The following is a 14,145-nucleotide window of genomic DNA, read 5'->3' as shown; positions in this document are numbered from 1 at the left end:
AGGCATTCCACACATGCCCGTCGAGTTGAACCACACCATCGTCCACGCCCGGGACAACCGGGAGTCCGCCGCTTTCCTCGCCCACATCCTGGGCCTCGAAGTCGGCGCCGAGTGGGGGCCGTTCGTCCCGGTCGCCACGAGCAACGGGGTCACCCTCGACTTCGCCACCCTGCCCGCGGAGTCGATCGTCATGCAGCACTACGCCTTCCTCGTCCCCGACGAGGAGTTCGACGCCGCCTTCGCCCGCATCAAGGAGGGCGGCCTCACGTACTACGCGGATCCGCGCCTGAAGCAGCCGGGCGAGATCAACCACCACCACGGCGGCCGCGGCCTGTACTTCCTGGACCCCGCGGGGCACGGCATGGAGATCATCACCCGCCCCTACGGCAGTCACGAGCAGGTGGACGGCGCCTGACCAACGCGCCCTGCGGGCGGCCCGGCCGGGCCGCCCGCAGGGCTCCGGCTCAGCCGCGCGTGACGAAGGCCGCGACGGCGGCCGCGAACTCCCCGGGCTGCTCCATGTGCCCGAAGTGCCCGCTGTCCTCCAGGATCAGCAGCTCGGCGCCGGGGATCAGCTTCCGCAGTTCCTCCGCCCACCGCACACCGCAGATCACGTCGTACCGCCCGACGACGACCAGCGCCGGCACCGTCAGCGAACCCAGTGACCCGCGGTCGTCGATCAGGTCCGGGGAGAGGTCGGCGTCCAGGCCCGAGATGTACCACCCGGTGACCGATTCCCGCAGCGGGGCGAACTCGCTCTCCCTGCCCCAGTAGTCGGCGAAGTACGCGGGCAGCAACCCCTGTATCGCGGCCACCACGTCCTCGTCACTCGCCATGGAGGACACCGACTGCAACGCGTTGAGGACCCCCGGCAGACCGGGGTTCTCCGCGTGCCGGGCGGCGAACTCCTCGACCTTGCGCATCGCCTCGGCGCCGTGCTCGGGACCGGTGACGGGCGCACTGTCGTACAGGACGATCCCGGCGATCCGGCCGGGCCGGTGCAGTGCGTGGTACTGCGCGACGAAGCCGCCGTGGGAGTGGCCCAGCAGGTGAACCGTGGGCACACCGAGGTCGTCGATGACGGCGTCGAGGTACCGGCTGTAGAGCTCGCGCGTGTAGCCGTGCGGGTGCGAGGGCAGACGGCCGGAGCCCCCGGTGCCGACCGGTTCGACGTAGACCATCGTGAGGTGCCGCTCCAGCTCGGGCATCCGCAGGTACTCCCACGAGATGCCGGGCCCGCCCGAGTGCGCGATGCACACCGGGCCGGTGCCGTGTACGTGGTAACGCTGGTCGACACCGTTCACGGTGATCGTGTGAGTGCCGGGCGCAGGCTGAGCGGCGGTAGGTGCGTTCATCGCGGTTCCCATCGGTGAAGGGGCGGGGACACCGACAGGACGCGGACGGGAGGAACGAGTTCGATCGCGGCGACGTGACCTCGGTCACGCCGCGGTGGCCGGAAGCGGCACCCGCGCCTGGTGGTAGAGGCTCAAGCGCTCCACCCGGCCGGCGTCGAGCGTCATGATCCAGGCCACCGCGGGCGGGCAGTGGTCAGGGTTGTCCGGGGGATTGATCAGGTCCATCTCCCAGACGGTGAGCCCCTTGCCGGCGGCCACGTGGACGGGCCGCTGCCGGACCCCGGCGATCAGGTCGCACTCCATCCCGAGCAGGAGTGCGTCCGTGCCGCCCAGCCGGGTGCCGCCCCGCATCAGCGCGGCGCCGGGACTCCACCGCTCGGCGAGCACCTTGCCGAAGTCGCCGCGCTCGGCGGCCGCCAGCGTGTCGTGGGCCTCTTCCCAACTGGCCGACGTGCGCCGCGCGGCGTCGCTGTGGGCGCCGGCCGCCGTCGCGGCCAGCGCCTCGGCGAGCTTGGCCCGGCCCTGGCTGAGCCGGCTGCGGATCGTGCCCACAGGCACCGCGCAGGCCCGGGCGATCTCCTCGTAGGAGGTGACACGCGAGCTGAAATGCCGCAGGACCAGCGGTACGCGCAGCGTCGGGGACAGTTCCTCCATCGCCTCCCAGACCCAGTCGCGCAGCGCGTGGCGCTCCAGGACCTCCTCGGGGCCGGGGCCCGCGGCGATACGGGTGAGGTCGTCGAGGGGCACGGTGTGCGGGGACGTGCGCAGGAAACTCCGGCAGGCGTTGCGCACGATCATGCGCAGCCACGAGCCCACGGCCTCCGGGTCGCGCACGTCGCCGATCCGGCGCAGGGCGGTCAGCGCCGCGTTCTGGACGGCGTCGTCGGCGTCGGCCCCGGGGCCCAGGATGCTGAGCGCGACCGCGCGCATGCGGGGCTGGTGGGCCTCCAGCAGCAGCCCGAGCGCCACGACGTCACCGGCTTGTGCGGCACGGGTCAGGGCCACGTCGCCGCCGGGGTCAGCCACCGGGGAGGGGTCACGCCACATGCCGTACCTTCCTGTACCCGGGGGCGGAATGTGTCATGACTTCCGTCCCACAGGCATCTCTCACACCAAGGTCACCACGCCGGGTCCGCGTCGGGGAACCACTCGCGCACGCGTCCCGGGAACCGGGGAAGGGCGCGGGCCGCGGGGCACCGCCGGGTGCTGCACCGCGGCCATCGACGGTAACACGCCCCGCGCGGCAGGAGATCGGGGAGATCCTCCCCCCACGCCCGTGTTCGTCACCCTGCGCGCAGGGTGACGAACACGGCGCTGCTTGCCCGGTGCCGGGGACCCTGCCGTCGCCTGCGCGGCCCGCGAGGGCGAATACTGGGAGACGACCGGCGGCGGGCCGGGACCCGTGACCGGCGGCCGGCGGCCGGCGGCGAGGAGAGCGCGCACAGGCACGACGGGAATCCCCGGCGGCCGCGCGCCGTTGACCGCGTAGCGGGAAACGGACACGACGAGAGGGAAGGACCGACCATGACCGCGCCGACGAACAACAAGGCCATCCTGGCGGGCGGCTGTTTCTGGGGCATGCAGGACTTGATCCGGAAGCTGCCCGGCGTGATTTCGACGCGGGTCGGATACACCGGCGGCGACGTGCCCAACGCCACCTACCGCAACCACGGCACGCACGCCGAGGCCATCGAGATCACCTATGACCCCGCGGGGACCGACTACCGGGCACTCCTGGAGTTCTTCTTCCAGATCCACGACCCGACGACGAAGAACCGCCAGGGCAACGACATCGGTGTGAGCTACCGGTCGGCGATCTACTACACCGACGACGAGCAGAAGCGGGTCGCCGAGGACACGATCGCGGACGTCGAGGCGTCCGGGCTGTGGCCGGGCAAGGTCGTCACCGAGGTCGAGCCCGTGGGCCCGTTCTGGGAGGCCGAGCCCGAGCACCAGGACTACCTGGAGCGCTACCCCGAGGGTTACACCTGCCACTTCCCGCGCCCGAACTGGAAGCTTCCGGCCCGCGCCCGGGACTGACCCCGGTAGGACGGCGCGGCATCCCGGCGGCCACGGCCCTTCCCCTTCGGGGGCGGGGCCGTTCCCGTACGGTCCTGCGCCACGCGTACCGGCACGACGACGAGCACGAGGAGGACGGATGACGGACACACCCGCCACCACCGCGGCACCCGGGGCACCCGGGGCACCGGCTGGAGCGGGCCGGCTGTCGGACCTGATCGCCGACGACCTGCCGCTGCTGCTCGTGGGCATCAACCCCGGCCTGTCCTCGGCCAGGGCGGGGCACCATTTCGCCACCCCGGGCAGCCGGCTGTGGCCGGCGCTGCACCGGGCCGGCTTCACCCCGAGGCGGCTCACCGGCCAGGAGGACTCCGAACTGCTGCGGTACGGCATCGGCATCACGTGCATCGTGCGCCGGCCGACCGTCCGGGCGGCGGAGCTGTCCAAGGCCGAGCTGGTGGCCGGCGGACGGACGCTGCGCCGCCGGGTGCGCGCCCGCCGCCCGGTGTGGCTGGCGCTGCTGGGCGTCACCGGTTACCGCGCGGCATTCGGCGTGCCCGACGCGGTGGTGGGCCCCCAGGAGGAGACGATCGGCGGGACACGGATCTGGGTGCTGCCCAACCCCAGCGGGCTGAACGCCCATTACCCGCCCGCCGCGCTGGCCCGGGAGTTCACCCGCCTGCGCGTGGCGACCGGGATGCCGGACCGGTCCGGCATCCCGGTCGACGCCATGTGAGGAACGTGCCGGTCAGAGGCGGGTGGCGACCGTACGCGCCAGGTCCGTCAGCGGCCTGTCGTTCTGCTGGGAGTCCTCGGTGCGCACCAGCCGGATCGAGACCCACTCCTCGCCCACGCGGAGGAAGACGGACCCGTCCTCCAGGTACGCCTCGTCGCCGACGTCCTTGAGCGGCTTCAGCCTGTCGCCGTGGATCTGGTGCTCGGCGTCGTAGTAGTTGGCGCCGGACTCCCCCGCGAACACCTCGACCTGCCCGGTCGGGCCGCTGGGCGGCGCGGTGTAGGTGCAGGTGTCCGCGATGACCTTTCCGGGCCCCAGCGACATGCCCGCGAGCTGGTCGGCCTCCGTCTGGTTCACCAGCGCACACGGGTTGTCCGCCGCCGAGGTGGCCGAGGAAGTGGCCGAGGACGACGCGGGCGCGGACGACTGCCCGTCCGACTGCGACGTGCCCGGGGCCGCCGCGCCCCCGGCGGTGGCACTCCCGGCGGGCGCACTCGCCTTGTCGCCGGCGTCCGACCCCGGGTCCTGGCATCCCGCGAGCGCGAGGACCAGCAGCGCCGCCACGGGCGCCACGGGCGCCCCGAGCAGCGCCCTCCGGCGCCTGCCGCCCGGCGTTCCGGTCCGCGCTCGACCGCGGTCACGGATACGGGTGTTCACCATCGATGCGATCCCCCCAAGCTTTCGTCGTACGTCCCCGCCCGGCACCTTGCCCCGCGCAGGTGAACCTACAGACGTACCGAATCGGCCATCTGGTTTCGGCCGAATTGAAAGCGCGCATCGGAAGCACACGGGCGGCGCACGGAGTGCCGTTCCCGCCCCGCAGGGCGGAGAAGCCGCGCGGGGACCCCGCGCGGCCTCTCACCCGCGGCGCTCAGTCCTCGTCCACCGCCGCGAAGCTGACGTCCGCCGTGTCGACCGTCCCACCACGGCGGCCGGGGGCGCTCTGCCACTTCCAGTAGAGGTTGGTGTGCGCGACGACCTGCTCCGGGGTGGGTGCTCCGTAGGCGGAGAGGTCCTCCGTGGTGTGCGCGTCGCCGACCAGGGTCACGTCGTACCCGCGGACGAGGCCGCCGTGGAGGGTCGAGCGGATGCAGGCGTCGGTCTGGGCACCGGTGACGACGAGCCGGCCGACCCCGCGCTCGGCGAGCAGTGCCTCAAGCTCCGTCTCCTCGAAGGAGTCGCCGTACCTCTTGTGGACGAGGGGCTCGGCCTCCGCGCGGACGAGTTCCGGCACGTACTGCCACGCCTCGCTGTCCCGCTTCAGGCCGTCGTCCGAGTGCTGCACCCAGATGACGGGCACGTCCTGCGAGCGCGCCGTGCCGACCAGGGTGTTGATGTTGGCGATCACCTCGTCGCGCCGGTGCGAACCGTCCACCACGCCGTTCTGGACGTCGATGACGAGGAGCGCGCTGTTCGGCCGATCGGGCAGGGTCGTCATGAGGGGACCTCGGTTTCTCGTCGCGGACCTGTGTCGCCCCTCACACTAGGACGGGCCACTGACAACGACCCCGGATCGCGCGCCTGGAGCCCGCGACCGCGCGCGATCGGCGCGGAGGGCAAATCGGCACCCGCTGCCGCCCCTTGACGGAGCGACTGCCCGGTGCGCGGCGCGGTCCGCGAGGCCCCGGGGGCCGGTCGCGATCCGCCCCGGGACCGGAGGCGACCCGATCCGGCTACCGGTACTGCCCGGACCCTCTCCAGTGGCGGGGGTTCATAACCCTCCATAGCGTCTCTTTTCGACGGCTCACCCAGGTCAGCGGAAAGCAGGTACGCGTCATGAAGCATCCTCGGTCTCACCGAGCCGTCGTGGTCACGGCGACCGCGGCGACGCTCGCCGTGGGCGCGGTCGGCTGCGGAAGCAGCACCGAAAGCAGCAGCGCCATGCAGAAGGTGAGCGCCCACACCGTCCATCCGGGGGAATCGATCCAGTCGGCGGTGGATCACGCGGCGCCCGGGGACGTCATCGACATCGAGGCGGGCACCTACAACGGGAGCGTGCAGATCTCCACGCCGCGGCTGACGCTGCGCGGCGCCGGCACGGCCACCGTGATCATGCCGAGCAAGAACGGCAAGGAGAACGCCTGCGCCAAGGCCGGCGAGGGCATCTGCGTCACCGGCACGACGCACAAGAAGGCCACCGACGTGCGGCTGGAGTCGCTGACGGTGACCGGCTTCAAGACCAACGGCGTCCACGCGACACTGGCCGACGGCCTCGAGGTGGTGAAGGTGACCTCCCGGGACAACAAGCAGCAGGGCATCCTGCTCGAGAAGTCCGTCCGCGGGCAGTTCACCGGCAACACCGCGACGAACAACGGCGAGTCCGGGATCTTCCTCGCCAACTCCATGAACACCGAGGGCGGCGCCCTCGACACCAAGGGCGCGCTCGTGAAGGACAACACCCTCAACGGGAACCGGTTCGGTCTCACACTGCGCCGGGTCCGCAATCTCTCCGTCGAGAAGAACCGGATCGGCGCCAACTGCGGCGGCATCTTCGTGGTGGGCGACGAGGGGGTGCCGCGCGGCGGCGCTCTTACCGTCAGCCACAACACCGTCACCAAGAACAACAAGTACTGCGCGGCAAGCGCCCGCCTCCCCTTCATCCAGGGCACCGGCATCCTGCTCACCGGCGTGGAGAAGACCGTCGTGACCGACAACGACGTGCGCGGGAACACCGGCAAGTCGCCCATGTCCGGAGGCATCGTGCTCTTCAAGAGCGTGGTGGGCAAGGCCAACACCGGCAACGCCATCCACGACAACGTCGTGCGCGGCAACCAGCCGGCCGACCTGGCCAACCGCGACACGGCGGGGACCGGCAACACCTTCGCCGACAACCAGTCCGAGACCACCGAGCCGCGGGAACTGCAGGCGATGCACTGACCCGCGACCGCTCCGGCGGCACGGCCGGCGGCCACGGCCCGAAACAGCGGAACACGGACGGCGCGCGACCCCGCGGTGACGGGGCGCGCGCCGTCGCCATCCGCCCCGTAAGGGCATCGCCGGTAATGTCCATGTCGGTGTACCCTGGCGCCATGCCGACCAGGACGCCGCGCGCCGCCACCCGGGAAGACTCCGTGCCCGGGACCGCCGCCGCCCTGGTCGACCTGCTGAACTCGCGCCCCTACGCCGGCATGCCCGACAAGCTCGACACACCCGGGTCCGCCGCGACCGTGCTGCGCCCCTTCGGGCAGGAGGACGACGCCCCCCCGGCGCGGCGCGTGGAACTGGTCCGCGCGGTGCGCGACCACCTGCTCGCCCTGACCGAGCACGACGATCCCGACGACTCCGGCGGCGACTGGGCGGCCTTCTCCGGGCGCGTGTCCTCCGTCACCTTCCAGCAGGACTTCTCCACCCCCGGCGCCGTCTCCATGCGGCAGACCTCCGGCGACCCCGTGGTCGGCCGGATCACTCTGGCCGTCGCCGAACTCGTCGACGCCGGCACGTGGTCGCGGCTGCGCCTGTGCGCCAGCGAGATCTGCCGCGAGGTGTTCTACGACACCAGCCGCAGCCGCACGCGGCGCTGGCACTCGTACGAGGTGTGCGGGAACCGCGCCAATGTCGCCGCGTACCGGGCGCGCAGCAGCACATCGGCCACGGCGGGCGACAGCGGTCACTGACCGCAGGTCCCGGTCCGGCTCCACCACCCCGCTCCCCCGCGCGCCGCGCCCGGCCGCTCCTGGCTCCCGCGCTTGATGGAACATGGGCTATTCCATATAGACCTTTACGCCCCTCGCTTCGCCGTGTTAGCGTCGTAAGCATCAAGAGCCGTAAGACGCTTACGCAACGACAAGGCTGGAGCGCATCCCCATGAGTCACTTCAGCCGGACCGGAAACGGCGCCCCCGCCGGTCCGGTCCGGCAGGAGCAGGACTCCCGCGCGACGACCGGCTCTCAGGCGCCGTGACCCCACCGCGCCCCTCCTACCACGCCCCGCCCCCCACCCGTAAGGAAGAACATGTCCGTGTATCGAGCCGTCCAGGTGTCCGGATCCGGCGACTTCGCCCTCGTCGAGCGGGAGTTGACAGAACCGCTGCCCGGGCAGGTCCGCCTGCGCGTGGAGGCCTGCGGTGTCTGCCACTCCGACAACCTCGCCGTCGTGGGGGCGCTGCGGCCGGACCCCTCCGTGCCGATCGTCCCCGGCCACGAGATCGTCGGCGTGATCGACGCCGTCGGCGCGGGCGTCACCGCCTGGCAGGCCGGCGACCGGGTCGGCGTCGGCTTCCTCAGCGGCCCCTGCCACACGTGCGACTCCTGCCGCCGGGGCGACTTCGTCAACTGCGCCGCCCAGCCCACGACCGGCACGACGACGGACGGCGGCTACGCCGAGGTCGCGTACGCCCGGGCCAGCGGTCTCGTGCGCATCCCGGACGGCCTGTCCTCGACCGACGCCGCCCCGCTGCTGTGCGCCGGCCTGACCGTCTTCAAGGCGCTCCAGCAGACCGGCGCCCGGCCCGGGGACCTGGTCGCGGTGCAGGGCATCGGCGGCCTCGGCCACCTCGGCGTGCAGTACGCGCGCAGCCTCGGCTACCGGGTCGCCGCCATCGCCCGCGGCGCGGAGAAGGCCCCGCTCGCGGCGGAGCTGGGCGCGGAGCACTACATCGACAGCCTCGCCACGGACCCGGCCCAGGCCCTGCAGGCCCTCGGCGGAGCCGCCGCGATCATCGCCACGGCGTCCGACAGCGCCTCCATGGGCCCGCTGGTGGGCGGCCTGTCATCGCGCGGCCGCCTGATCATCGTGGGCGCGGGCAGCGAGCCCGTCCCCGTCGACCCGGTCGCGATGATCTTCGGCACCCGCACCGTCACCGGCAGCCTGACCGGCTCGTCGATCGAGAACGAGGACAACCTGAGCTTCGCCCTTCGCCAGGAGATCCGGTCGATGAACGAGGTCATGCCCCTGTCGGAGGCACCCAAGGCCTTCGCGCACATGATGTCCGGCCGCGCCCGCTTCCGCGTCGTCCTGGACACGCGCGGCTGACGGACGGCCACGGCACCGCCGCCCGGCCCACACGCCGGGCGGCCCACCGGATGCGCGGGCCCGTGGCGGCGATGATGCTGGACCTGGATCCGTTGACTCCCCGCAGACAAGGACTGGTCCCCATGAAGGTCGGCATCGTCGGAGCGGGCTCCGTGGGAGCCGCCACCGCGCTCTGCCTGGTCGAGCGGGGCGGCATGTGCCGCGAGATCGTCCTCATCGACCGCGACACCCGACGGGCGGACGGCGTCGTGGCCGACCTGCGCTACGCCGCGCCGCTCTCCCCCACCGTGCGGGTGCGCGCGGGAGGCTACCCGGACCTCTCCGGCGCCGCCCTCGTGGCGATCACGGCGGGGGTGAACGAACGCGGCGGCGGTGCGACCGACCGCTCCGACCCGGAGGGGCGGCTGCGACTGCTGGACACCAACACCAAGGTGTTCGCCGACGTCGTGCCGCAGGTCGTCGCCGCGGCGCCGGACGCGGTCCTCATGGTCGTCACCGACCCGCCCGAACCCCTCGCCGAGGTGACACGCCGGCTCGCCGGGCACGACCGCGTCTTCTCCACGGGCACCCTCATCGACAGCCTCCGCTTCCGCGTCCACCTCGCCGACCGGCTGCGGGTGAAACCGGCCGACGTGCAGGCGATGGTCGTCGGCGAGCACGGCACCTCGGAGGTGCTGCTGTGGTCCTCGGCCACGGCCGGCGGGATCCCCGTCGCGGAGATGCTGCGGCGGTCCGGCACCTCGGTGGCGGACGCACGCGCGCGGATCGAGGACGCCATCCGGTACGCGAACATCACCATCATCGAGGGCACGGGCGCCAGCCAGTACGGCATCGGCGCGGTCTCCGCGCGCCTCGTCGAGGCGGTGCTGCGCGACGAGGGCGCGGTCCTCCCCGTCGCCGCGCACTCCCCCGCGTACGGCACGACGCTCTCGCTCGTGGCGGTGCTGGGTGCCGAAGGGGTGCGCGAGGCGTTCGAGCCCGCCATGGACGACCAGGAGCGGGACGAGCTGATCCTCAGCGCCGCCGTCCTCCGCAAGGCTGCCGACCGGGCGCTCAGCCTGCTGTAACCGCCCGCGCTGCCGCGCCACTCGGAGAAGTGACCGCGGGGCCCTCCGTCCGGAGGGCCCCGCGGTCATCCGTAAGAGCGTCAGCCGAGCGCCTCCTCGAAGCTGCCGGAACCGGTGGCGCCCACGACCGACTCCCTGAGTTCCGGGCAGCCTTGCTGTGCCGCGTCGTCGAGGTCCGAGGCCGTCCGCGGCTTCTGATCGGGGTGCTCGCCGACCCATCCGGCCAGGGCGATGGCCAGCTGCGCCTGCGCGCCGACGTCCGATCCGACGCCCTTGATGTCCGGCTCCACGTCCTTGAGGAACGCGCAGAACGCCGCGCTGTCGACCGGATTCCCGTCCTTCTCCGGGGCCTTGGACACTCCGCTGTCCGGCGCGCCGTCACCCGCCCGTGATGCGCCGGATGACGGCGCGTCCGCCGTTTCGGACCCCCCATTGCCCCCACAGCCGGTGACCAATAGCAGCAACAGGGCTGCGGACACTGCGTACTTCATGACTCCCCCTCCCGCCGACGCCCCCACGGCATCCGGCTGCCGCAGCCTAGTGAGCGGCCGGTGCCGGCGTCCCGCCTTGGGCGCAAGCGTTCCGTACGGTGACACACCCGTGGTCGCCGGGTGACGCACGGCAGGTCATGGCGGGCGTCCCGGCTATTGGCTGACCCTTCATCACGGTGACACCTGGCAACTCTCGATGCGTCAACACGGTTCGACAAAGCTGATCCGGGCATGTCAATCGGGCCGCGCTCCCCCCGCCGCGGCCGATCAGGAGGACGCAGTGAAGAACAGCCCCCGGATCCGCAGAGTCTCCGTCGTCTTCGGCGGCGCCGCCGCGCTGGTGCTCGCCCTGCCGGGCGTGGCTTTCGCCGCCCCGCCCCCCGCCCTCCCCGCCAACGCGGACAGCTTCGAGCAGAGCTTCGAGCCCGCCTTCGACTACGACACTGACGGCTGCTACTCCTCGCCCGCCATCGGCCGCGACGGCACGATCAACCCGGGCCTCAACCCGACCGGCGCCCTCAACGGCAACTGCCGCGACGCCGCGGACCTCGACAACACCAACGGCTACTCGCGCTACAAGTGCAACAACGGCTGGTGCGCGATCATTTACGGTCTCTACTTCGAGAAGGACCAGGCCATCCCGGGCATCAGCCTCGGCGGACACCGCAACGACTGGGAGCACGTCGTCGTCTGGGTGCAGGACAACCAGGCGAAGTACGTGGCCACATCCGCGCACGGCAACTTCAATGTCTACAGCGCCGACCAGGTCCGCTGGGACGGGACCCACCCCAAGGTCGTCTACCACAAGGACGGCGTCGGCACCCACTGCTTCCGGCTCGCCAACACCAACGACGAGCCGCCGGAGAACCACTACCACACCTGGCAGTACCCGACCCTCGTCGGCTGGAACGGCTACCCCGCGGGCCTGCGCGACAAGCTCAGCGCGTACGACTTCGGCAGCGCCGTCTTCGGACTGAAGGACGGCAACTTCAACGCGCACCTCGCCAAGGCCGTACCGGCCGGTGTGCCGTTCGACCCCAACGCCTGATGACGAACGCCGGGGACGGAAGGGCGCTCACACCGGCCGCCGTCCCGTCCCCGGCCCCTCACCACGGGGGTCACACCACGTCGAGTGCGGCGAACTCCTCGGCGGTCAGGACGAGTTCGGCGGCGGCCACCGAGTCGCGGATGGTCTCCGGCCGGCTGGACCCCGGGATCGGGACCACGACCGGGGACTTGGCGAGCATCCAGGCGAGGCACACGCGCTGCGGGCTGACGCCGTGCGCCTCGGCGACCTGGGCGAACCGCGCGTAGGCGGAACCCAGTTCGCGGGCCTGGGCGATGCCGCCGAGCGGGCTCCAGGGCAGGAACGCGATCCCGAGCTCGTCGCACAGGCGCAGCTCAGGCTCGCTGGAGCGGAAGGCCGGGGAGAACTGGTTCTGCACCGAGACCAGCCGGCCGCCGAGGATCTCGTTCGCCAGCCGGATCTGCTCCGGGTTCGCGTTGGAGATGCCGGCCATGCGGATCTTGCCCTCGTCGAGCAGGTCGCGCACCGCGCCGACCGAGTCGGCGTAGGGCACCTTCGGGTCGGGGCGGTGGAACTGGTACAGCCCGATCGCCTCCACACCCAGGCGGCGCAGGGAGTCCTCGCACGCCTGCTTGATGTGCGCGGGCGAACCGTCCTGCGTCCAGCTGCCGTCGCCGGGGCGCAGGTGACCGCCCTTGGTGGCGACCAGCACCTCGGAGCCGCGGCCGTGCGAGGTCAGGGCCTTGGCGATGAGCGTCTCGTTGTGGCCGACCTCGTCGGCGTGGAGGTGGTACGCGTCCGCGGTGTCGATCAGCGTCACGCCGGCGTCGAGCGCCGCGTGGATGGTGTCGATGGACCGTGCCTCGTCCGGCCGCCCCTCGATCGACATGGGCATCCCGCCCAGGCCGATCGCGCTGACCTCGATGTCACCGATGCGGCGAGTCTGCATGTGTCCGTGACCTCTTTCGACGTGCGTCCCAGCCGGGATGCCCGGCTGGTCGTGCCGGCACGACCGGAGGTGATCCGCGGCCGGGCCGGCACCCTCACAGCCTGACCGCATCCCGGCCCACACGTCCAACAGGAGAAAACGAACACATTCAGGAGTTACGCTTCTGAATCATGGAGCTACGGCATCTCGAGCACTTCGTCGCGGTGGCGGAGGAACACCACTTCACCCGCGCCGCCGAACGGCTGATGATCTCCCAGTCGGGTCTGTCCGCTTCGGTGCGCGCCCTGGAGCAGGAGCTGGGCGCACCGCTGTTCGTACGCAGCACCCGCAGTGTGGAACTGACCGCAGCGGGCGAGGCGCTGCTCGCCGAGGCCTCCCGCGCTCTGTCCAGCGTGCGCGCCGCCAGGGAGGCGGTGGACGCGGTGCAGGGCCTGATGCGCGGCGTTCTCACGATCGGGACCGAGCAGTGCGTGGCGGGAGTGGACCTTCCCGCCCTGCTCGCCCGCTTCCGCTCGCGGCATCCCGGTGTGGAGATCCGGCTGCGGCAGGCCGGTTCCGCGGCGCTGGTCCAGGACATCACCACGGGCCGGCTCGATGTGGCGTTCACCGCCCTGTGCGGGGAGGCCCCGGAGGGCGTCCGCTTCCAGCCGCTGACACGCGCCCCGATGGTGGTGCTCTGCCACCCGGATCACCCGCTGGCCACAGCGGGGAAGGTGGCCTGGGACGAGTTGGGCGGCGAGGTGTTCGTGGACTTCCACCCCGACTGGGGAGCGCGCGGCCTGAGCGACCGGGCGTTCGCGGCCAACCTCGTGCACCGCCGGGTGGCCCTGGAGGTCAACGACGTGCACAGCCTGATCGACCTGGTGCACCACGGGCTCGGCATCGCCGTCGTGCCGCTGCCGATCGCCCGCAAGGAACACGCGGCGGGCCTGTGCACCGTCGACCTGGTGGGCGCCGAGGACCACCAGTGGGAGGTCTCGGCAGCCCTGCCCAAGGAGGACCGGGTCAGCCCGGCGGCCCGCACCCTGCTGTCGTACCTTCCCTGAACTCCCCTGAACTCCCCTGAACTCCCCTGAACCGCCCTGACCCGCCCTGACCCGCTCGCGGAGACGAGGACGGAGCCACCCATGGTCCCTCCGGAAGCACAAGGGGGTTCCGGCCCGCCGGCCGTGACCGCCGAGGACCGCCAGCACGTACGCGAAGTGCTCACCGCCGCGGCCGGCGCCGCCCGGGCCGGTCTCGCGGACGCCGCACGCGACCACGCGGCGCTCTCCGACGACTGCGTTCTGGACGCCGCCGACGAGGCCGAGCGGACGACGCGGTCCCAGGGAATCGCCGACCGCGCGGAACACGCCCGTGAGGAGCTGCACCTGGCCGGCGAGGCACTGGGCCGGCTCGACGGCGGCGACTACGGAATCTGCGCCTCCTGCGGCCGGCCGATCGACCGGGAACGCGTCCTGGCCCTGCCCCTCGTCCGGCACTGCATCGACTGCGCGGCGTCCGCCGGGCGCTGAGGTGCGGGGCGGGGAC

General features: G+C 72.1%; 16 protein-coding genes. 10 read left to right on the top strand and 6 right to left on the bottom strand.

From position 1 onward, the window contains the following. Positions 1 to 13 precede the first annotated feature (13 nt). Positions 14 to 415 (top strand): VOC family protein, encoded by a 402-nt coding sequence (locus RV983_RS33790; protein WP_475989513.1) that lies wholly within the window; start codon positions 14 to 16, stop codon positions 413 to 415. A gap of 49 nt (positions 416 to 464) precedes the next feature. On the opposite strand, the gene RV983_RS33785 is transcribed toward RV983_RS33790, so the two are convergent. Further along, on the bottom strand, positions 465 to 1,355 hold the full coding sequence (locus RV983_RS33785; RefSeq protein ID WP_475989512.1) for an alpha/beta fold hydrolase: 891 nt from the start codon (positions 1,353 to 1,355) through the stop codon (positions 465 to 467). Between the two features lie 84 nt (positions 1,356 to 1,439). Then, positions 1,440 to 2,402, bottom strand: coding sequence for an RNA polymerase sigma factor (locus tag RV983_RS33780; protein ID WP_475989511.1), 963 nt, complete (start codon positions 2,400 to 2,402; stop codon positions 1,440 to 1,442). A gap of 477 nt (positions 2,403 to 2,879) precedes the next feature. On the opposite strand from RV983_RS33780, the gene msrA reads away from it, so the two are divergent. Both msrA and mug read left to right on the top strand, forming a co-directional pair. Further along, positions 2,880 to 3,395 (top strand): peptide-methionine (S)-S-oxide reductase MsrA, encoded by a 516-nt coding sequence (msrA, locus tag RV983_RS33775; RefSeq protein ID WP_475989510.1) that lies wholly within the window; start codon positions 2,880 to 2,882, stop codon positions 3,393 to 3,395. A gap of 118 nt (positions 3,396 to 3,513) precedes the next feature. Next, positions 3,514 to 4,110 carry a G/U mismatch-specific DNA glycosylase gene (gene mug / locus RV983_RS33770; RefSeq protein WP_475989509.1) on the top strand — a complete coding sequence of 199 codons (597 nt, stop codon included), beginning with the start codon at positions 3,514 to 3,516 and terminating at the stop codon, positions 4,108 to 4,110. A gap of 12 nt (positions 4,111 to 4,122) precedes the next feature. Here mug and RV983_RS33765 read toward each other — a convergent pair whose 3' ends face one another. Then, positions 4,123 to 4,770 (bottom strand): hypothetical protein, encoded by a 648-nt coding sequence (locus tag RV983_RS33765; RefSeq protein ID WP_475989508.1) that lies wholly within the window; start codon positions 4,768 to 4,770, stop codon positions 4,123 to 4,125. A 211-nt stretch (positions 4,771 to 4,981) separates the two neighbouring features. Further along, entirely contained in the window at positions 4,982 to 5,548 is a 567-nt protein-coding gene (locus RV983_RS33760) for a cysteine hydrolase family protein (protein ID WP_475989507.1), read from the bottom strand. A gap of 338 nt (positions 5,549 to 5,886) precedes the next feature. On the opposite strand from RV983_RS33760, the gene RV983_RS33755 reads away from it, so the two are divergent. The 4 genes from RV983_RS33755 (at position 5,887) to RV983_RS33740 (ending at position 10,148) form a co-directional block, all read left to right on the top strand. Beyond that, complete coding sequence (locus RV983_RS33755; RefSeq protein ID WP_475989506.1) at positions 5,887 to 6,987, top strand: right-handed parallel beta-helix repeat-containing protein; 1,101 nt, start codon at positions 5,887 to 5,889, stop codon at positions 6,985 to 6,987. Between the two features lie 152 nt (positions 6,988 to 7,139). Then, a complete protein-coding gene (locus RV983_RS33750; RefSeq protein ID WP_475989505.1) occupies positions 7,140 to 7,724 on the top strand; it encodes a CGNR zinc finger domain-containing protein in 585 nt (194 codons plus the stop codon). 337 nt (positions 7,725 to 8,061) lie between these two features. Then, positions 8,062 to 9,081 (top strand): alcohol dehydrogenase catalytic domain-containing protein, encoded by a 1,020-nt coding sequence (locus RV983_RS33745; RefSeq protein ID WP_475989504.1) that lies wholly within the window; start codon positions 8,062 to 8,064, stop codon positions 9,079 to 9,081. Between the two features lie 122 nt (positions 9,082 to 9,203). Further along, entirely contained in the window at positions 9,204 to 10,148 is a 945-nt protein-coding gene (locus RV983_RS33740; protein WP_475989503.1) for a lactate/malate family dehydrogenase, read from the top strand. A gap of 80 nt (positions 10,149 to 10,228) precedes the next feature. On the opposite strand, the gene RV983_RS33735 is transcribed toward RV983_RS33740, so the two are convergent. Further along, complete coding sequence (locus RV983_RS33735) at positions 10,229 to 10,507, bottom strand: hypothetical protein (protein WP_475989502.1); 279 nt, start codon at positions 10,505 to 10,507, stop codon at positions 10,229 to 10,231. 412 nt (positions 10,508 to 10,919) lie between these two features. On the opposite strand from RV983_RS33735, the gene RV983_RS33730 reads away from it, so the two are divergent. Next, positions 10,920 to 11,687 carry an NPP1 family protein gene (locus RV983_RS33730; RefSeq protein ID WP_475989501.1) on the top strand — a complete coding sequence of 256 codons (768 nt, stop codon included), beginning with the start codon at positions 10,920 to 10,922 and terminating at the stop codon, positions 11,685 to 11,687. Between the two features lie 70 nt (positions 11,688 to 11,757). Here RV983_RS33730 and RV983_RS33725 read toward each other — a convergent pair whose 3' ends face one another. Continuing rightward, positions 11,758 to 12,615, bottom strand: coding sequence for an aldo/keto reductase (locus tag RV983_RS33725; RefSeq protein WP_475989500.1), 858 nt, complete (start codon positions 12,613 to 12,615; stop codon positions 11,758 to 11,760). Positions 12,616 to 12,785: 170 nt separating this feature from the next. On the opposite strand from RV983_RS33725, the gene RV983_RS33720 reads away from it, so the two are divergent. Continuing rightward, positions 12,786 to 13,661, top strand: a complete 876-nt coding sequence (locus tag RV983_RS33720) for a LysR family transcriptional regulator (protein ID WP_475989499.1) — start codon at positions 12,786 to 12,788, stop codon at positions 13,659 to 13,661. Positions 13,662 to 13,742: 81 nt separating this feature from the next. Continuing rightward, positions 13,743 to 14,129, top strand: a complete 387-nt coding sequence (locus tag RV983_RS33715; protein WP_475989498.1) for a TraR/DksA family transcriptional regulator — start codon at positions 13,743 to 13,745, stop codon at positions 14,127 to 14,129. Positions 14,130 to 14,145: the final 16 nt, after the last annotated feature.

The sequence above is a fragment of the Streptomyces sp. RLA123 genome (assembly GCF_056270165.1).
This window is presented reverse-complemented; position numbering and strand designations above follow the sequence as displayed.